Source organism: Bradyrhizobium sp. AUGA SZCCT0182, assembly GCF_018130185.1.
Taxonomy (GTDB): domain Bacteria; phylum Pseudomonadota; class Alphaproteobacteria; order Rhizobiales; family Xanthobacteraceae; genus Bradyrhizobium.
This window is the reverse complement of the sequence record NZ_JAFCLY010000026.1, coordinates 20,234-37,298: the sequence shown is the minus strand read 5'-3', so window position 1 is coordinate 37,298 and position 17,065 is coordinate 20,234. Positions and strand designations below refer to the sequence as shown.

General features: G+C 61.6%; 17 protein-coding genes. 13 read left to right on the top strand and 4 right to left on the bottom strand.

What is annotated here, in order from left to right:
• The first annotated feature begins 1 nt into the window (after position 1).
• The 3 genes from JQ611_RS25240 (at position 2) to JQ611_RS25230 (ending at position 2,971) form a co-directional block, all read left to right on the top strand.
• Positions 2-793: an N-acyl homoserine lactonase family protein gene (locus JQ611_RS25240; protein ID WP_212263871.1), complete on the top strand. Its 792-nt coding sequence runs from the start codon at positions 2-4 to the stop codon at positions 791-793.
• Between the two features lie 15 nt (positions 794-808).
• The gene (locus tag JQ611_RS25235; protein WP_212466904.1) at positions 809-1,957 is read left to right on the top strand and encodes a 2-methylaconitate cis-trans isomerase PrpF family protein; all 1,149 of its coding nucleotides are present in this window, start codon (positions 809-811) and stop codon (positions 1,955-1,957) included.
• A 243-nt stretch (positions 1,958-2,200) separates the two neighbouring features.
• Positions 2,201-2,971 carry a GntR family transcriptional regulator gene (locus tag JQ611_RS25230; protein WP_212466903.1) on the top strand — a complete coding sequence of 257 codons (771 nt, stop codon included), beginning with the start codon at positions 2,201-2,203 and terminating at the stop codon, positions 2,969-2,971.
• A 16-nt stretch (positions 2,972-2,987) separates the two neighbouring features.
• Here the strand turns inward: JQ611_RS25230 and prpB are convergent, their stop codons facing one another.
• Complete coding sequence (gene prpB / locus JQ611_RS25225) at positions 2,988-3,917, bottom strand: methylisocitrate lyase (RefSeq protein WP_212466902.1); 930 nt, start codon at positions 3,915-3,917, stop codon at positions 2,988-2,990.
• A gap of 242 nt (positions 3,918-4,159) precedes the next feature.
• On the opposite strand from prpB, the gene JQ611_RS25220 reads away from it, so the two are divergent.
• From JQ611_RS25220 to JQ611_RS25190, 7 genes are all read left to right on the top strand, one after another.
• Positions 4,160-5,326, top strand: a complete 1,167-nt coding sequence (locus tag JQ611_RS25220) for an ABC transporter substrate-binding protein (protein WP_212263875.1) — start codon at positions 4,160-4,162, stop codon at positions 5,324-5,326.
• 53 nt (positions 5,327-5,379) lie between these two features.
• Complete coding sequence (locus JQ611_RS25215) at positions 5,380-6,249, top strand: branched-chain amino acid ABC transporter permease (protein ID WP_212263876.1); 870 nt, start codon at positions 5,380-5,382, stop codon at positions 6,247-6,249.
• A 1-nt stretch (position 6,250) separates the two neighbouring features.
• A complete protein-coding gene (locus JQ611_RS25210; RefSeq protein ID WP_212466901.1) occupies positions 6,251-7,258 on the top strand; it encodes a branched-chain amino acid ABC transporter permease in 1,008 nt (335 codons plus the stop codon).
• Complete coding sequence (locus tag JQ611_RS25205) at positions 7,255-8,031, top strand: ABC transporter ATP-binding protein (RefSeq protein WP_212466900.1); 777 nt, start codon at positions 7,255-7,257, stop codon at positions 8,029-8,031. Before JQ611_RS25210 ends, JQ611_RS25205 begins: the two co-directional genes overlap by 4 nt.
• Positions 8,028-8,744, top strand: coding sequence for an ABC transporter ATP-binding protein (locus tag JQ611_RS25200; RefSeq protein ID WP_212263879.1), 717 nt, complete (start codon positions 8,028-8,030; stop codon positions 8,742-8,744). The genes JQ611_RS25205 and JQ611_RS25200 overlap by 4 nt, the downstream gene beginning before the upstream one ends.
• 230 nt (positions 8,745-8,974) lie before the next feature.
• Positions 8,975-10,228, top strand: a complete 1,254-nt coding sequence (locus tag JQ611_RS25195; protein WP_212466899.1) for a lipopolysaccharide assembly protein LapB — start codon at positions 8,975-8,977, stop codon at positions 10,226-10,228.
• Between the two features lie 81 nt (positions 10,229-10,309).
• Positions 10,310-11,005, top strand: a complete 696-nt coding sequence (locus JQ611_RS25190; protein WP_212466898.1) for a tetratricopeptide repeat protein — start codon at positions 10,310-10,312, stop codon at positions 11,003-11,005.
• Positions 11,006-11,187: 182 nt separating this feature from the next.
• Here JQ611_RS25190 and JQ611_RS25185 read toward each other — a convergent pair whose 3' ends face one another.
• The gene (locus JQ611_RS25185) at positions 11,188-12,162 is read right to left on the bottom strand and encodes a tripartite tricarboxylate transporter substrate binding protein (protein ID WP_212466897.1); all 975 of its coding nucleotides are present in this window, start codon (positions 12,160-12,162) and stop codon (positions 11,188-11,190) included.
• On the opposite strand from JQ611_RS25185, the gene JQ611_RS25180 reads away from it, so the two are divergent.
• Positions 12,161-12,382, top strand: coding sequence for a hypothetical protein (locus JQ611_RS25180; RefSeq protein WP_212466896.1), 222 nt, complete (start codon positions 12,161-12,163; stop codon positions 12,380-12,382). The genes JQ611_RS25185 and JQ611_RS25180 overlap by 2 nt on opposite strands.
• 224 nt (positions 12,383-12,606) lie before the next feature.
• Here the strand turns inward: JQ611_RS25180 and JQ611_RS25175 are convergent, their stop codons facing one another.
• On the bottom strand, positions 12,607-13,587 hold the full coding sequence (locus JQ611_RS25175) for a DMT family transporter (RefSeq protein ID WP_249133435.1): 981 nt from the start codon (positions 13,585-13,587) through the stop codon (positions 12,607-12,609).
• Between the two features lie 40 nt (positions 13,588-13,627).
• Between JQ611_RS25175 and JQ611_RS25170 the strand changes: the two genes are divergently transcribed.
• The gene (locus tag JQ611_RS25170; RefSeq protein ID WP_249133434.1) at positions 13,628-15,094 is read left to right on the top strand and encodes a PLP-dependent aminotransferase family protein; all 1,467 of its coding nucleotides are present in this window, start codon (positions 13,628-13,630) and stop codon (positions 15,092-15,094) included.
• Position 15,095: 1 nt separating this feature from the next.
• Here the strand turns inward: JQ611_RS25170 and JQ611_RS25165 are convergent, their stop codons facing one another.
• Positions 15,096-16,034 carry a GlxA family transcriptional regulator gene (locus JQ611_RS25165; RefSeq protein WP_212466894.1) on the bottom strand — a complete coding sequence of 313 codons (939 nt, stop codon included), beginning with the start codon at positions 16,032-16,034 and terminating at the stop codon, positions 15,096-15,098.
• Positions 16,035-16,170: 136 nt separating this feature from the next.
• Here JQ611_RS25165 and JQ611_RS25160 point away from each other — a divergent pair, with 136 nt between their 5' ends.
• Positions 16,171-16,989 (top strand): dienelactone hydrolase family protein, encoded by an 819-nt coding sequence (locus JQ611_RS25160; RefSeq protein ID WP_212466893.1) that lies wholly within the window; start codon positions 16,171-16,173, stop codon positions 16,987-16,989.
• Positions 16,990-17,065 lie beyond the last annotated feature (76 nt).

Sequence of the window (17,065 nt, the reverse complement as noted above, 5' to 3'; positions counted from 1 at the left end):
CATGTCGGAATACGAGATTCTCGCGGTTCGTTACGCCCATAATGCCGAACGGCGCATTTCGGAAAATTTCCTCGGTGGCGATGCGCATGACGGGCCGATGCCGATGGATTTCTTCGTCTGGGTGCTGAAGGGCGACGGCCAGACCATCATCGTCGATACCGGCTTCGATGCTGACATGGCCAAGCGCCGCGCGCGCAAGATAACGCGCCCGGTTGCGGAAGGCCTGAAGGTTGCGGGCGTCGATCTTGCCGGTGTCAAGGACGTCGTACTGACTCATATGCATTACGACCACGCCGGCAATCACGAGATATTTCCGAACGCGCGCTATCACATCCAGGAGCGCGAAATGGAATACTGCACCGGCCGGTGCATGTGCCATTCCAGTTTGCGGCATCCGTTTGAGGCTGACGACGTCACCGCGATGGTGGGCAAACTGTTCCAAGGCCGCGTGAAGTTTCATAATGGCGCGAGCGAGATTGCCGATGGTGTCACGGTGCATCTGGTCGGCGGTCATTCGCGCGGTCTGCAGTTTGTGCGCGTCCGAACCCGGCGCGGATGGGTCGTACTCGCCTCGGACGCGTCGCACTATTATGCGAATTTCGAACAGTACCGGCCTTTCCCGGTCGTGGTCGACGTCAGCGAGACGCTCGAAGGTTATGACGCGATGCGCCGGCAGGCGTCGTCGCTGGCGCACATCGTGCCCGGCCATGACCCGCTCGTGCTACAACGCTATCCGGCGCAGCCGGGCGGTCCGGCAGACATCATCCGCCTGGATGCCGAGCCGCTGAAATAAGGACAAGGATCGGCCATGGCAAATGCTCGACTTCGTGCGGTGTTCATGCGGGGCGGCACTTCCAAGGCGGTGATGTTCCGAAGGGACGATCTGCCGGCCGACCCGAAGGCTTGGGACTCTATCTTTCTGGAGGTCATGGGCTCGCCCGACCCCAATGGCCGGCAACTCGACGGCATGGGCGGTGGAATCTCGTCGCTGTCGAAGATTTGCATCATCGGCCCGCCGAGCCGGCCGGATGCGGATGTCGACTACACCTTCGCGCAGATCGGTGTGCGCGACACTTTTGTCGACTATGGCGCCAATTGCGGCAACATGTCCTCGGCGGTCGGGCCGTTCGCGTTCGACGAAGGGCTGGTGACGGCGCCAGCCAATGGCGAAGCCACGGTCCGCATTCACAACACCAATACCTCGAAGATCATCGTTGCGCGCTTTCCGGTCGAGGATGGTTCGCTGGCCGCCACCGGCGATATCGAGATCGATGGCATCGCCGGGAAGGCGGCGCCGATCCGGCTGGAGTTCCTCGAGCCCGGCGGCGCGCGGACCGGCAAGCTGCTGCCGACCGGAAACGCGGTTGACGATCTCGACATCGGCGGCGGGGAAAGCGTGAAGGCCTCCTGCGTCGATGCCGCAAACCCCTGCGTCTTTGTTGCGGCAAGCGCGGTCGGAAAATCCGGCGATGAACTGCCTGACGTGCTCGACAATGATTCCGTCTTTCTGCAGCGCATGGAAGCGATCCGCTGCGCGGCATCGGTCAAAATGGGGATTGCACCGGATCTCGATCAGGCGCGGCGGATGACCGGTATTCCCAAGGTCGCGATGGTAACGGGCCCGCGGGCCGGACGAACGCTGTCGGGGCGTGAACTCGCGCCGGCGGATGCCGACATCTGGGTGCGGATGATCTCGGTAGGGCTGCCGCATCGCGCCACGCCGATTACCGGAGCGATTTGCCTTGCGGTGGCGTCGCGCATTCCCGGCAGCATTCCGGCCGAACTGTGCAAGGCGAACGGACCCATTCGTATCGCGCATCCGTCGGGCGTCACGCTGGTCGACGCCGGCGTTTCGCCTGCCGGCTCCGGCGCGGTGAAGGCGGACTATGGCGCGGTCTACCGCAGCGCCCGCCGCCTGTTCGAAGGCAATGTGGTTTATCGAACGGCCATCGCTTAGTTGTATACAGTTGCGGGAACGCAGGTTTCCACGATTGATTGTCCTTCACGAAGGGACATACTAGAGCGTTTTCCAGCGAAGTGGACACCGGTTCGCGTCAAGAAAACGCGTCAAAACAAGAATTAGAGCCCCGTTCCGATTCCATCGGAACGGAAAAGGCTCTAGTAAGTACAAGGGCTTGGCTGAGAGCGAGCCGGCAGGCGTCTGTGCGGGCTCCCACGGGAGCGGTATCGAAAGGCTTTCATGAACGGCATCTTGAGCAACAAGGTCTCTGCCCAGTCGCTGGTGGATGCGCTCGCCGAGCGGATCGAGGCGGCGATCATGAGCGGAGACCTGCAGCCGGGCAGCAAGATCAGCGAGCAGGCGCTTGCCGCCTCGCTCGGCGTCAGCCGGGGTCCATTGCGCGAAGCCATCCGCCGGCTCGAAGGCCGAAAGCTGCTGCAGCGGACACCCAACATCGGCGTCCGCGTCGCAAGCCTGTCGCCGGGCGATCTGTATGAAGTGCTGCAGGTTCGCGAAGCGCTGGAAGGGATGGCCTGCGGGCTCGCGGCCCAGCATATGACGGATGATGAGCTGGAGGCGCTTTCCGAGCTGCTGGACCAGCACCAGCAGCAGAAAAGCGTCCAGGAAGGCACCGGCTATTATCAGGAGTCGAAGGACTTCGATTTCCACTTTCGCATCGTCAAGGGCAGCCGCAATGCACGGCTGGTCCAGATGCTGTGCGAAGACCTCTATTATCTGCTTCGGGTCTACCGCTACAAATCGAGTACAAAACCGGGACGCGCCAAACAGGCTCTGCGTGAGCACAAGGACATCGTCGCTGCGCTAATGCGGCGGGATTCCGTGGAAGCCGAACGCAAGATGCGGCTGCATATCAGCAACGCCCGCCAGTATGTCGAGGAGCAGATGAGGGAAGCGGCCGCCCGGCAAGAAGTCGCGCCGCCCGTCCGGAAGCCGAAGGCAGGTACGGCGTGGACAGGCAAAAGCAAGGCCGCGGTTCAGTCGCGCAGATAGCCTCCAGCCGCCGCTTTCATCGACCGGTTTGCTTTTGCGGCATTCCTTCGGGCGTGATCGACGTGATGATCGATGAATCGAGGGCCTCATATTCGTGATAACCGATGGTCGCGTATAGTTCGGCCCGCGTTTGCATGCGATCTATCAGGCGGTGGGTGCCGCCATCTTTGCGGATGCCGTCATACAGTTCGGCCTGCGCCTTTGCGGCCACGCGAAGCGCGCTGACCGGCCAGATCACCATCTTGTAGCCGAGCGCCTCGAACTCGGACGCCGTCATGAACGGCGTTCGTCCAAACTCGGTCATATTGGCCAGCAGCGGCACCTTGATGGTCTCGGAAAATTTGCGGAACGCTTCCGGGTCATGCAGCGCCTCAGGGAAGATCGCGTCAGCGCCGGCTTCGACATACAGCCGGGCCCGGTTGATGGCGCTGTCGAGCCCTTCATCCGCGGCCGCATCGGTGCGGGCCACGATGTAGAGATGCCGCCGCGCCTTGGCGGCGGCCGCGATTTTGGCCGCCATATCCTCCGGCGCGATCAGCTTCTTGTCGTTGAGATGGCCGCACTTCTTCGGCAGGATCTGATCCTCGATCTGGACGGCCGCAGCACCCGCGTCTTCGAACGCCCGCACCATGTTCATCACGTTCAGTGCTTCGCCAAAGCCGGTATCGCCATCCACCAGCACGGGAAGTTGCGACGCGCGGGAAACCTGCCGGACGAAGAAGCAGACGTCGTCGATCGTGAGGATGCCGAGGTCCGGAAGCCCCATCGACGCGGACATCGCCGCTCCCGACAGATACAGTGCTTCAAACTGCGCGGCCTTGGCCTGCAACGCGGCGAGGCCGCAATGGGCTCCGGGAATCTGCAGGATGCCGGGACGCTGCAATAGTTTCCGGAAGCGCTCGCCGGCGGCCAGCGTCGGCAGGTCACTGGCGACGAGATATGTCATTTGGCTCCCGCCTGGTCTGTTTCGTTCCTGATCATATCCGTCATGCCTGCTTGCGTCGTCGCCCGAACGGGCGGCGGTCAGGAATGTTTCCTGCATGGGCCTCAAACTGTCAACAGTTGACTTTAGTCAATTCCCTAAGATAGGTTCCGCCATCCCGTCGCCCGACAGGGCCGCGGACGAAAGCAACAGAAAAATCGAGAGGGGTTGGCAGCAAGCTGCTCCCCGACACCAGGGAGGTAGCCATGCGTGGATTTTTGAAGGTCGCGCTTCTTTCGACGGCTTGCGCTGTTTCCTCATACTCGGCTTCGGCGCAGACGTTGAAGCTCGGCGTTCTGGCGACGCTTTCCGGCGCCGGAACCGCGTGGGGGATGGCGATGCAGGGCGCGGCCGAACTCGCCGCTGAAGACGTCAACAGCAAGGGCGGACTGGAGGTCGGCGGCAAGAAGTACAAGGTCGAGATCGTCGCCTATGACGACCACTACAAGGCGGCGGACGCGCTGACCGCGTTCAACCGCATGGTGTTCGACGACAGCATCAAGTTCGTGGTCGGTCCGCTCGGATCGGCGCCGGCGCTGGCGCTTCTTCCCGTCAGCACGGAAAACAAGGTCATCACCATGACCATGGCCTTCACCCCGAAGGCGCTGTCGGCCGAATACAAGTACAGCTTCCGTCCGGTGATCCCGTCGGACGTGTTCTCCGATCCGCAAATCAAGTGGGTGGTGCAGAAGTTGGGCGCCAGGAAGATCGGCGGCTTGTTCCCGAACGACGAGTCCGGTCAGCAGGTCGGAGCCGCCAACGAAGCTGCCTATGAGGCGGTCGGTGCCAAATTCGTTGCCAAGGAGTTCTTCGAGCGCGAGCGCGTCGATTTCGTGCCGCTGCTGACCCGCGTGCTGGCGAAGGGCATCGATGCCTTTGAACTCAACGGCAACGCGCCGCAGACCGCGGGATTGCTGGTCAAGCAGCTTCGTGAACTTGGCTTCAAGGGGCCGATCATCCGGACCGGCGGCGACGCCACCGCCGATATCCTGAAGGTTGCCGGCAAGGATGCCACCGAGAACGTCTACGTCCATCAGCCGATCAATACGGATTCCCCGGCGATCCAGGAGTACACCAAGCGCTTCGAGACAAAGTACAAGACGCCGCTGAACGCCTTCAGCCCGTTCTTCTACGCCAACGTGCAGATGGCGTTCGCTGCGATGCAGAAGTCGGGAACGGTGACGGATAGCGACAAGGTACGCGAAGCGTTGCTTGGCCTGAAGGATTTCGAAACCGTGCTCGGCAAGGTGAACTGGATCGGCGAAGCGCAGTGGAAATCGAACCAGCAGCTCGACGCGCCATTCTACGTGGCGCTGCTCAAGGGCGGCGCGGCGCAGGTCGTGGCCAAGTGCACGCCCAAGGTCTGTGAATGAACGTCGCAGGCATCTCCGGGAAAATGGACGCCGCCTGACGCGGGAGAATGGGTTTGGACTATTCGATACTTCTTGCGCAGGCTGTGCTGAACGGTCTCGTCATCGGCGCGATGTACATGCTGATGGCGGTCGGTTTCACGCTGGTGTTCGGGATCATGCGCGTGGTCAATTTCGCGCATGGCGAATTCTATATGCTCGGCGCCTTTACGGGATTCTTCACCTACGTCTATTGGGAGATCCCGTTCGTCGTCTGCCTTTTGATCGCGGCGCTGACGATCGGCATTCTCGGCATGCTGGTCGAACGCACGTTGATCCAGCCGTTTCGTTCGGATGAGATGTCGGGGATGATCGCGACGCTTGCGATCTCGGTGATCATCCAGAACGGCGCCGTCCTGCTGTGGGGACCCCAGCCGCGCGCGATGCCCGATATCGTGACGGGCACGCTGGCGATCGGTCCCTTCAGTTTTCCCTGGTCGCGGCTTGTCGTCATCGCAGCAGCCGCGCTGATCTTTACCGCGTTCTGGCTTTTCATGCAGCGAACGCGGCTGGGGCGGGCGATGCGGGCGGTCGCCCAGGATACCGAGACCGCGCTGATCCAGGGCATCCGCGTCAACTACATCTATCCGCTGGCCTTCGGCATGAGCGTCGCGCTCGCGGCGCTGGCCGGGGCGCTGATGGGGCCGGTGTTCTCGGTCTCGCCCTTTGTCGGCCTCACGCCGATGCTCAAGGCCTTCGTGGTCGTCATTCTCGGCGGTCTTGGCTCGGTCCCGGGCGCGGTGGTCGGCGGCCTTCTGCTCGGCATGATCGAGAGCTTCACCGCCACGATCTTCGGATCGCTGGTGTCCGACATTCTGCAGCTTCTGCTGGTCATTCTGATCTTGCTGGTTCGGCCCGCCGGCCTTTTGGGACAAAGGGAGGCCTGATTTGGAGGGATCATCCACCGCCACGATGGGCCGCGATGAGCCGCGCCTCGCGCCACGTCGCCGTTTGCTGGCAGGTATCGCGCTGGCCGTCGTGCTCGCGGCGGCTCTCGTGCTGCCGCAGCTCACGACAAACCAGTTCTACATCCATCTGGCGAACCTGATGCTGCTCAACTCGATCTTCGCGGTCAGTCTGGGCCTGATTGCGTCGGTCGGGCAGATATCGCTCGGACACGCGGCGTTCGTGGCCGCCGGTGCCTACGTCTCGGCCCTGGCCGCGCTGAGCTTCAAGCTTCCTCCGATCCTCGGCATCGTGCTGGCGGGGCTTGTGACGGGGCTGGCGGCGGTGCTGCTCGGCAAGGTCTTGCTTCGGCTGCGCGGCGTCTATTTCGTGCTGGTGACGTTTCTGGCGGGACAGGTTTTCACGCTGATCGTGCTGAACTGGGAAAGTGTCACCCACGGCGCCAACGGGCTGCTCGGGATTCCCGCGATATCTATTTTCGGCCTTCCGCTCTCGACGCGCCTGCGCTTCTACTATTTCGCACTCGCCGCCTTCATTATCGTCGTGACGTTCGTCTGGGCCCTGATGCGCTCGCAATACGGCCGGGCGTTCCGTTCCATCGCGGAGAACGTGCGCCTCGCCGAATCAAGCGGCATCGATGTGAGCCATTACCAGATCGTGGCCTTTGCGCTGGGTAGCGGCATTGCAGGAGCCGCCGGTGCGGCGATGGTCCACTATATCCGCTTTTTGTCGCCGGACAGTTTCACGTTCAACGACTCGATCGCGTACATCACCATGCTCGTCGTCGGCGGGCGTCACACGATGGTCGGCGGCGTCCTTGGCGCTTTGTTCCTGACGCCCCTGCCGGAGCTGCTGCGCGGCTTCGTCGGTGCGCAGCACATTATCTACGGCGTGATACTGCTTTGCGTATTGCTGTTCATCCCGAACGGTCTCGTCTCGATCGGACGATCCTTCTTCAGCAAGGGCTCGGAGACGGAGACGCCGAAATGAGCGATGCATTACTGGAAGTGGATGCGATCAGCCGGCGGTTCGGCGGCCTGAATGCGCTGAAGGACGTTTCGTTCTCGATCAAGTCAGGTGAGATTGTCGGGTTGATCGGCCCCAACGGCGCCGGAAAGACAACCTGCTTTAATGTCGTCAGCGGGGTCATGTCGCCGTCGGCGGGCGCCATTCGCTTCGAGCAGCGCAGCATTGTCGGCAAGAAGCCGAGCGCGATCGTCAGCGAGGGATTGGTGCGGACGTTTCAGGCCACGACGATTTTCCCGGATGCCACGGTCATCGAGAATGTCATGCGTGGCGCGTTTGCGACCACGCCGGTCTCGATGCTGGGTTCGATTTTCAACACCCGCGCCGCACGTGCGGCGCTGTCGGCGACCCGAAGCCGGTGCGAGCTTTTGCTTGAACGCCTGTCGTTGCTCCAGTTCCGTCAGCGCCGCGCTGGAGAACTGTCCTATGGCGGTCAGCGCCGCCTCGGCGTTGCCATCGCGCTTGCCGCGCGTCCCAAGCTGCTGATGCTCGATGAACCGGTGGCGGGATTGAACCCGGAAGAAGCCGCCGATTTCGGCCGGTTGATCAAGGAACTGCACAAGACGGAGAACATCTCGGTGCTGCTGGTCGAGCACCACATGCGGCTGGTGATGGGGTTGTGCGACCGGCTCGTCGTGCTGGACCACGGCGAGAAGATTGCCGAAGGAGTTCCCGCGGAAATCCGCGCCAATCGCAGCGTCATACAGGCCTATCTCGGCGCCGAGGAAGCAGCATGAGCAAAGCGCTTCAGGTACGTGACATTCACGTCGAATACGGCCATCGGGTTGCCATCTCTGGCATCAGCCTCGATGTCGCGCCGGCGCAGATCGTCTCGCTGGTGGGCAGCAACGGCGCCGGCAAGACCAGCACGTTGCGGGCGATCATGGGATTGCGATCGCCGAGCCAGGGCGAGATCAGTTTTGGTGGTGTGCGGATCGACAAGATGTCACCGCCGGATATCGTCTCGCAAGGCATTGCGTTGTCGCCGGAGGGACGCCGCGTGTTCCCGCGGATGACCGTCCACGACAATCTGCTCGTGGGCGGGTATTTGCAGCCGCAAGGCAGCAGCCTGCATGCTTCCGTGGAACGGATGTTCGGCTTCTTTCCAAAACTCAGGCAGCGCCGCGACCAGATGGCAGGCCTGCTGTCCGGCGGCGAGCAGCAGATGCTGGCGATTGCGCGGGCGTTGATGGCGGCGCCGAAGGTGCTGTTGCTGGACGAGCCGTCGCTCGGGCTTGCGCCAATCATGGTGCAGGAGATCGGCCGCTTGATCGAGACAATCAACCGGGAGCAGGGACTGTCGATCGTGCTGGTCGAGCAGAATGCGAACCTTGCGCTCCGGCTCTGCCACTACGCATACGTGCTGGAGAACGGCCGGATCGCGCTCAGTGGGCCCGGTGCGGAACTCGCCAAAAGTGACTACGTCCAGCGTGCCTATCTCGGCGTTTAGGCGACCCAGTTTCGGGTACCTACAGGGCGTGGTTTCATTAGCGCGCAGGACTACAGCGGGTTTGATGACGGCTGACTTCCGGGGTTAGCCGCAAACCGGACATGCCGCCGACTTGCCAAAATCGACGCGATAGACCCAATAGTAAGTGACTTTGTCTGGCTGAATGTGAACCAGAACGCCAAATTCCGATACAAACCCCAGGATTTCAAAGTTCGCCCAGGGGAAATGGCATGAGGCCGACGGATTGGAGATTCTGGAGCGCGCTCTTTGCCGCTACGATATTCCTGGGTTATTCAGCCGCATTCCTGGGTTATTCAGCCGCCGCTGACCAGTGTGATTCTGCGCAGGACCCCGAGGCTGCGATCGCTGACTGTACCCGGGGCATCAAGTCGGGGAAATCGAAAGGGCGCGATCTGGCGGCTTACTACAACAATCGAGCTGTCGCTTATCGCGCCAGGGGCGACAACGACCGCGCCATCGCCGACCTGAATGAGGCGATCCGGCTCGATTCGAAATTGGCCATGGCCTTCAACAATCGAGGTGCCGCTTACAACGAACAGGGCGACAACGACCGCGCCATCGCCGACTTGAATGAGGCGATCCGGCTCGATCCAAAATTCACCATGGCCTTCAACAATCGAGGCAACGCCTACAACGCCAAGGGCGACAACGACCGCGCCATCGCCGACTTCAATGAGGCGATCCGGCTCGATCCCAAATTGGCCAGGGCCTTCCAAAATCGGGGTAGCACCTACCACGACAAGGGCGATAACGACCGCGCCATCGCCGACTTCGATGAGGCGATCCGGATCGATCCCGAAGATGCCAGCGTCTTCAACAGTCGAGGTAACGCTTATCGCGCCAGGGGCGACTACGACCGCGCCATCGCCGACCACAACGCGGCGATCCGGCTCGATCCAAAGTCAGTCAAGGCTTTCGTCGGCCGAGGTGTTACTTATCACGCCAAGGGCGACCTCGGCCGCGCTATCACCGACTACAATGAGGCGATCCGGCTCAATCCGAAGTCTCCCCTGGCCTACTTTGCCCGCGGGCGTTCATATCTCTTTGCCGGCTCGGTCGAAAAGGCGCTGGCCGATCTCGACCAGGCAAGTGCGCTAGCGCCGGACAATGCCTATCTGGCGCTGTGGGTCGAGATCGCCAGTCAGCGAAACAATCTCCCGAGCCGTCTGGCGCAAACCAGCTCCCGGATCGACATGAAGGTCTGGCCGGCGCCTGTCATCAGACTTTTCTTGGGCCAGATGACGCCTGCTGCTGTCCTTGCCGCCGCCGCCGATCCTGACGTCACCAGGAAGAAGGGCCAAGTCTGCGAGGCGAATTTTTACAGTGGTGAGCTCTCATTGACGAAGGGGTTGAAAGATGAGGCAACTCGCCTGTTCCGTCTGGCGGCAAGCGATTGCCCGCGCAGTTTCAACGAGTGGGAGGCCGCCAACGCTCAGCTGAAGACACTTGGCGTGGTCCCATGAGCAAGTTTGACCCGGCTTCCAGATTGCGCTTGCGAGTTAGAACCGGACAGTCAGTTTGAATCCCACCAAAGGGAAAATTACATGAAATTTATGGCCCTAGCTTTTTCATGCCTCTTAGTTCTTTCAATGCCTGCCAATGCAAATGAAGCGGACTCCTTTAATGCGATGGTCGCATTGGCCAATAAAGGAGATGCAGAGGCGCAATACCATGTTGGCATGATGCACAATAATGGCATCGGCACCCAAAAAGATCGGAGGCAGGCATTTGAGTGGTTTCAAAAATCCGCTGGGTCTAATGACCCGCTGGGAGCCTATAAGCTTGGTTGTTATTATGACGGGCAAGGCGCGGGCGTTGTAACGTCTGACACAAATGAAGCATTAAAATACAAACTTGTTTCTGCCAAAGCCGGTTATGCGCTTGCCCAGCACGATGTTGCTATTCTGTATGACAAACAAGGAAATTCAGAAGAGGCGCTGAAGTGGTGGAAGATGGCAGGCGACCAGGGACATCCCCAGTCTCTCTATAGTTTATCCATTTCGTATTCTGCGGGAAAAGGAGCGCCAAGAGATTTGTCGTTATCGTATGCCTATTTTAAACTCTCAAAACTGGCGCCCCAAAAAAATGTGAATGAGATGGCTGCTATGTTGTCCAAACCAGAACTTGAGAAGGCAGAAAAACTGGTTTCCGAATGGAGCCCACAACCAACAGCTCTGACACTCAAGGCAAAGAGCGGTGTCAGGAGGGCGGAAGAACTCTTAAAAGCCACCAGGAAGTAGGTGTCCTCTGCCGATTGCTTCGATGTCCGTTGTCGGGGGACGATCGGACGTCGCCGACCCGACGTTAACTTCCCTTGATGCTCTCCCTGCCTGGAGATCCCGGCGAGGTTCATCTCGCGCTTGCAGCCACCACGTCGCTTTAGCAGTAAAGCGGACATCACCGAAATCTATGGGTTCACGCCCTAGTTCACCGTCGCGCCGGACGACTGGATGATCTTCGTCCATTTCGCGGTTTCCTCGCTGAGGAATTGTGCGAAAGCGGTACCGGAAATGTTGCCGGGCTCGGCGCCGAGTTCGGTGAACCGCTTCTGCACGTCAGGCATTTTCAGGATCGCGTCAACCTCGCTCTCCAGCTTTGCAAGCACCGGCGCTGGCGTTTTCGCCGGCGCCACCAGGGCGAACCATGCGGAGGCTTCGAAGCCGGGCACGCCGGATTCTGCGACCGTCGGCACATCGGGAAGGGCGTTCGCGCGTTTGGCGCCCGCCACCGCAATCGCCTTGATGGTCTTGGCCTGAACCTGCGGCAGCACCGCGGGGATATTGTCGAACATCATGGGGATGTGCCCCGCGATGAGATCGTTCATGGCGGGTGCCGCGCCCCTGTAGGGGAGGTGAACGATATTGATGCCGGTCATGCTCTTCAGCAATTCGCCCGCGAGATGATTGGTCGAGCCGTTGCCCGACGATCCGAAGTTGATGGTGCCCGGTTTTGCCTTGGCGAGCGCGATGAGTTCCCTGACGTTGCTGGCTTCGACCGACGGATGCACCGCAAGCACGATCGGTACCGAGGCGACCAGCGCCACCGGAGCGAACGCCTTTGCCGGATCGTAAGGCAGGTTCTTGTAGAGCGCTGCGTTGATCGTAAGCGGCGGCGGCGCCGTCAGCAGCAGCGTGTGCCCGTCCGGCTCCGAAGTCGCGACCGCATCCGCGCCGATATTTCCGCCGGCGCCGGCGCGATTTTCGATCAGGAATGTCTGGCCGGTCCTCTCGCCAAGTTTTTGCGCCAGGATGCGGGCGATGATGTCGTTGGAGCCGCCGGCTGGAAACGGTACGACGATCTTGACGGGGCGGGATGGATAATCCTGCGCCGTGGCGGTGCCGCCGAACAGGAAGGCGCTGAAGGCGACAAGAATAGCGCGACGACTGAATGGCCCCATGCTGCGTTTCCTCATCCCTGGCATCAGTCTTGCTTTCGCAAGATCTTATTGGTCGCTGATGGAGAATTACAGGATCAGCATGAATGTCAACCATGCGTTGTCCTGCACCGTATTGCCAGCAGCCTTCGAACTCGCCGAAGGCACGGTTCGGACTTCCCAGATTGCATTCGCGATGGCGCCGGACGACGATGACATCGTCGATTCACGATTGTCGGGCTGACGAACATGGCTCCATATTGGCTCGTTCGGTTGAATGATCTGCTGGCGTGGCTCAATCCAGCGCTGGGCGGTGTTGCCGCCATTCTGGCGTTGCTTGTCATCGCAACTGCCGCCGAACGTTTGCCCCGGAATGGGTCCAGTGCAATCGCTCAGGCGGCTCGCCCCGTCAGTGTAGTTGCGCCGGCCGAATGTGTTCGCGCGGCCTTGCCGCCCGAATGGCGGGATCTACGACTCCACGACTAGGGGTGCGTGCTTTTGCGCCGGAGCCTTTTCCCTGCGGGGGATCGTTCCGATGGCGATGCCTCCCAGGATCAGAAGCATCGCGACCACCAGGTCGGTCGTGACCACTTCACCAAGAATGATCGCTGAACTTGCGACCCCGACGACGGGTGTCGCGAGCAGCCCGAGCGATGTGACGACGGCGGGCAAGCTGCGATTGGCAGTCGACATTGCCCAATTGGCCAGTGCGGTTCCGATGATCCCGCTGAACAGAAACAGCCCAACCAGCTGAGCACTCCATGTCGGATGCGGCACGCCGTCCTTGAGAAGCGCCAACACGGAGACCACCACCGTGGCCAGCAGCATCTGCCAGAAGACGAGCTGAAACGGCGTTGATATCCAGCGATGGGCGCGCACATACACAATGCTGACTGCCCAACACAGGGCGGCCAGCAATATGGCGCCGCTTCCGGCCAGCGTGTTGACGTCGGCCCAATTGAAGGCAAGCGGATTGAACATGACGGTAAGGCCAGCCAGACCAAGCGCCATTCCCAGCGAGCGCGATGGTGTCATTCGCTCACCCAGAAACAGCCAGGCGGCCGGCATGACCCAGAGCGGCGTCGTGTAGCCGAGGACGATCGAACGGCCGACGGCGGCGAACTGCAGGCCGTAGGCGACCAGCGCCGAAAACGCCACCAGATGGAATATCGACGTGACGAACACCACCGGCAGGTCGCCGCGGCGCGGCACGATCATCTCGCCGCGTGCGAAAAGAAGCGCGGCCAGCGCCACCGTGGCGATGCCGGAACGGAATGCCGTCGTCCATAGCGGCGTGACGCTTTGGACGAGGGTCTTGGTAATCGTCCAGTTCAGGCCCCAGGCGATCACGATCACCGCGAACAGCAGGAATGCGCCGCGGCGCGACAGATGGGTCTGCATGATGATCCCTATTGGCTGGGCTGCACAAACCATAACCTTGACTGGCATGATTGATAGGTCCATTTTCATAAAAATCATGGAGCCAGTTTTGTCCAATCTCCTCTCCGGAACGATCGATCTGAGGTTCGTCCCGCAGGATGGCGGTCGCCTGGCGCGCCAGATCTACGATCGCCTGCGCACCGCAATCCTGTCGGGCGCCTTGCCGCGGGGATACCGGCTGCCGTCCAGCCGGGGGCTGGCGGAAGATTTCGGGGTCTCGCGAAACACGGTCTCAACTGTCATCGATCAGCTGGCGGTGGAAGGTTACATCGTCGTCGCACGCGGACGCCGGCCGGTGGTCGCGGCGGTCGAGAAAATGCAGCTGGTCTCCGGTGATCAATCTCCGGATCATGAGCGTTCCGGCTTCATGCGGGTCTCCCGTTGGGCGAGGCAGGTCAGCCGGTCGGACTGGCACTTCACGAACGAAGGAGGGAGTCCGCGGCCATTTGCTCCGGGGCTCGCCGATGCCCGCGAGTTTCCACACGAGGTGTGGGCGCGCTGTCTGCGCCGCGCGGCCCGCAGCAGGCATGCGGCGGGAATCAGGGCCAACCATCCGGCTCTTCGATCGGCGTTGCTCAGCCATCTCGTGGAGCATCGCGGCGTCAAGGCCGACGCGCGCAGGCTGATCATTACGTCGTCGGCCCAGGCTGCCATCGAATTGATATCGCGGGTCCTGCTCAATGAGGGCGATCTGGCGTGGATCGAAAGCCCGGGATATGGCGGCGCGCGCGTGGCGCTTGAGGCGACCGGTGCACGGGTCAAGGGAATGACGCTGGATCGGAGCGGGTTGCGCCTGGCGGGGCGGACCGATCGTCCGCGGCTGATTTTCTGCACACCCTCGCATCAATACCCGACGGGCAGGCTGATGCCGATCAAGCGCCGGCAGGAACTGTTGGCATTCGCCGCGGAAGCGGGCGCGGCGATCATCGAGGACGACTACGACAGCGAGTTTCATTTCGACGGCCGGCCGGTGGTCGCGTTGCAGGGCATCGATACGGCCAGCAACGTCTTCTATGTCGGGACCTTCTCGAAACCGATGTTGCCGGATATCCGCGTGGGCTACGCGATCGTGCCCGACAGCCTCGTTGAAACATTCGAGAGGATGCAGCGGCATACCGGCCAAATGGTGATGGGTGCGATGCAGCTCGCGCTGGCGGAGTTTATCGGCGACGGCGATTTCGCAGCCCATATTCGCCGGATGACCCGCATCTATCGCGGCCGCCGTGACCACCTGACGCATGCGCTGGCTTCAGCGGCCGGAAGCAAGCTCGCGATCACGCCGCCGGCCGGCGGCATGCAGCTTCTCGCCCGGCTGGAACCGGGATCAGATGACTGCCGTCTCGTGGCTGATCTGGCGAGGATTGGAGTAACGGCGCGGCCGCTTTCCCGTCATTTTACCGGAAAGACCGCCGAGCACGGGCTGTTTCTTGGATTCGCCGCCTGGAATGAAACCGAAATCGATGCCGGTGCCGAACTTATCGGCAAGACGATCGCAAGGAATCTCCGCGGGCGATGATTCAGGCCGCAGGCCGGAAATGCGCGGGGGAATGTTTGGTATCGCGCCGGATCAGGCGGCGAAGCGTGGACGGCTCCGCATAGCCTACTTGCCGGGAAATCTGATCGACCGACAGGCGCGTGGTCTCAAGCAGATATCTTGCGGTCTCAAGCCGGATGCGTTGAACGAACTGAATAGGCGAGACGCCGCAGGTCGCCGCGATGCGCCGGGCAAATGTGCGCGGCGCGAGCGCGACGGCCTCGGCGAGTTCCTCCATCGCAAAATCGCGCGCGATATTTTCCCGCACCCATTTTTCCGCCTTTGCGATTTTCGGGTCCTGGCTCGCCAGATAATTGATCGCCATGAACGGCACCTGGGAGCGCCGTTCATCCAGCAGCAGATAATTGGCGCAGGCGTTGGCCAGCTTCGGTCCGGCAAACTTGCCCACAATCGCCAGCATCAAGTCCATCTGCGCCATCGCCGCGCCGCCGGTCGCAATTGGCCAATCGGGCACGACAATCCGGTCGCTCGCCAGTTCGACCATCGGATAGCGCTCGCGGAACAGCGGGCCGAGCCACCATGTCGTGGTCGCCCGCCGGCCGTCCAGCAATCCGGTTTCCGCGAGCAGGAAAGTACTTGCGCACGCCGCGGCGAGCGCGGCGCCGGCTTCGAACGATTGAATCAGCATGTCGTAAGCATGCCGGCAGGCCGGGCTCTTCAGTTTCGCGTCGAGTTCGTCTGCTGACGCAACTCCAAGGCCAAGACCCGGGACAATGACGAGGTCGGCGCCACGCAGCCTTTCTCGTTTTCGGCGCGGGCCCAAGCGCACCGTCGTGACGTCGAACGGTAAGGTACGTTTGGCCGTCTTGCTGATCTGGTTGGCAGTCGCCATCACGTCATGGGTGATGGCGGCGCCGGAAGCCAGGCAGCCCTCGATTTCAACGACCGTCACCTTGGTCATGTCCAAAAATCCCCGATCAATGTCATTTTTGACACTAGGCAATCCGGCGCGGAATCGCAATGATCGGCATCAAGGCTGACGCGGCGTCGCTAGTTCAGGCGGCGCCGATCGTTGCGCGCGCAGGGAGTGAGGCCAGATGCCGAAACGATCCATGAAGCAGGATGACCCGCTCGAGGATTTCAAGCGCCGCGAGATTGCACTCGATGGCATCACCAAGGCGGTGCATGTCGCCGGCAGTGGGCCGGCGGTGATCGTGATGACCGAGATGCCCGGCATCAGTCCTCATGTGGCGCGTTTCGCCCGTTGGGTGCGCGACGCCGGGTTCACGGTCTACATGCCTTCGCTGTTCGGTCGCGATGGCGCTGTTCCCAATGTGGAAGAGGGCACCGCAGTCTTTCAACGCGCCTGTGTCAGCGCTGAGTTCCGGGCCTTGGCCGCCAATCAATCAAGCCCGGTGACGCAGTGGCTGCGGTCGCTAGCGAGATTTGCGCATGGGGAGTGCGGCGGTCCCGGCGTCGGCGCCATCGGGATGTGTTTTACCGGAAATTTTGCGCTGACGATGATGCTGGAGCCATCGATGCTGGCGCCGGTCCTGTCCCAGCCGTCACTGCCGCTGAACGATCCGGCAGGCATCGAAATCGCGCCGGACGAAATCAAGGCCGTCCGCGAACGGCTCGATCGGGAAGATCTGACCGTGCTGGCCTATCGCTTCGAGGGCGACAAATTTTGCATGGCGCAGCGCTTTGCGGCCTATCAGGCGGCGCTCGGCGACCGTTTCATCGGCCGGGTGCTTCCCGACAACGCGGCGAACACCGATGTTCCCGAGTTTTTCGAGCGCTACGTCACCACGCCGCATAGTGTCGTGACCGCCCACCTGATCGACGAAGCCGGCCAGCCGACCATCGCAGCCCGCGACGAGATCTTGGGCTTCTTCAAGCACCGGCTGGCGCCCTGACGCGCCAGGCGCCGCACAACTGCCGCGAGGTCAAGGGAGGATCCCGCAACAGGACTCCGGAACGTCTCGACCAGCC

Bases quoted from the DNA above. Each gene is read 5' to 3' on its own strand.
- JQ611_RS25240 (WP_212263871.1), top strand. From the start codon at position 2: ATGTCGGAATACGAGATTCTCGCGGTTCGTTACGCCCATAATGCCGAA.
- JQ611_RS25235 (WP_212466904.1), top strand. From the start codon at position 809: ATGGCAAATGCTCGACTTCGTGCGGTGTTCATGCGGGGCGGCACTTCC.
- JQ611_RS25230 (WP_212466903.1), top strand. From the start codon at position 2,201: ATGAACGGCATCTTGAGCAACAAGGTCTCTGCCCAGTCGCTGGTGGAT.
- prpB (WP_212466902.1), bottom strand. From the start codon at position 3,917: ATGACATATCTCGTCGCCAGTGACCTGCCGACGCTGGCCGCCGGCGAG.
- JQ611_RS25220 (WP_212263875.1), top strand. From the start codon at position 4,160: ATGCGTGGATTTTTGAAGGTCGCGCTTCTTTCGACGGCTTGCGCTGTT.
- JQ611_RS25205 (WP_212466900.1), top strand. From the start codon at position 7,255: ATGAGCGATGCATTACTGGAAGTGGATGCGATCAGCCGGCGGTTCGGC.
- JQ611_RS25200 (WP_212263879.1), top strand. From the start codon at position 8,028: ATGAGCAAAGCGCTTCAGGTACGTGACATTCACGTCGAATACGGCCAT.
- JQ611_RS25195 (WP_212466899.1), top strand. From the start codon at position 8,975: ATGAGGCCGACGGATTGGAGATTCTGGAGCGCGCTCTTTGCCGCTACG.
- JQ611_RS25190 (WP_212466898.1), top strand. From the start codon at position 10,310: ATGAAATTTATGGCCCTAGCTTTTTCATGCCTCTTAGTTCTTTCAATG.
- JQ611_RS25180 (WP_212466896.1), top strand. From the start codon at position 12,161: ATGCTGCGTTTCCTCATCCCTGGCATCAGTCTTGCTTTCGCAAGATCT.
- JQ611_RS25185 (WP_212466897.1), bottom strand. From the start codon at position 12,162: ATGGGGCCATTCAGTCGTCGCGCTATTCTTGTCGCCTTCAGCGCCTTC.
- JQ611_RS25175 (WP_249133435.1), bottom strand. From the start codon at position 13,587: ATGCCAGTCAAGGTTATGGTTTGTGCAGCCCAGCCAATAGGGATCATC.
- JQ611_RS25165 (WP_212466894.1), bottom strand. From the start codon at position 16,034: ATGACCAAGGTGACGGTCGTTGAAATCGAGGGCTGCCTGGCTTCCGGC.
- JQ611_RS25160 (WP_212466893.1), top strand. From the start codon at position 16,171: ATGCCGAAACGATCCATGAAGCAGGATGACCCGCTCGAGGATTTCAAG.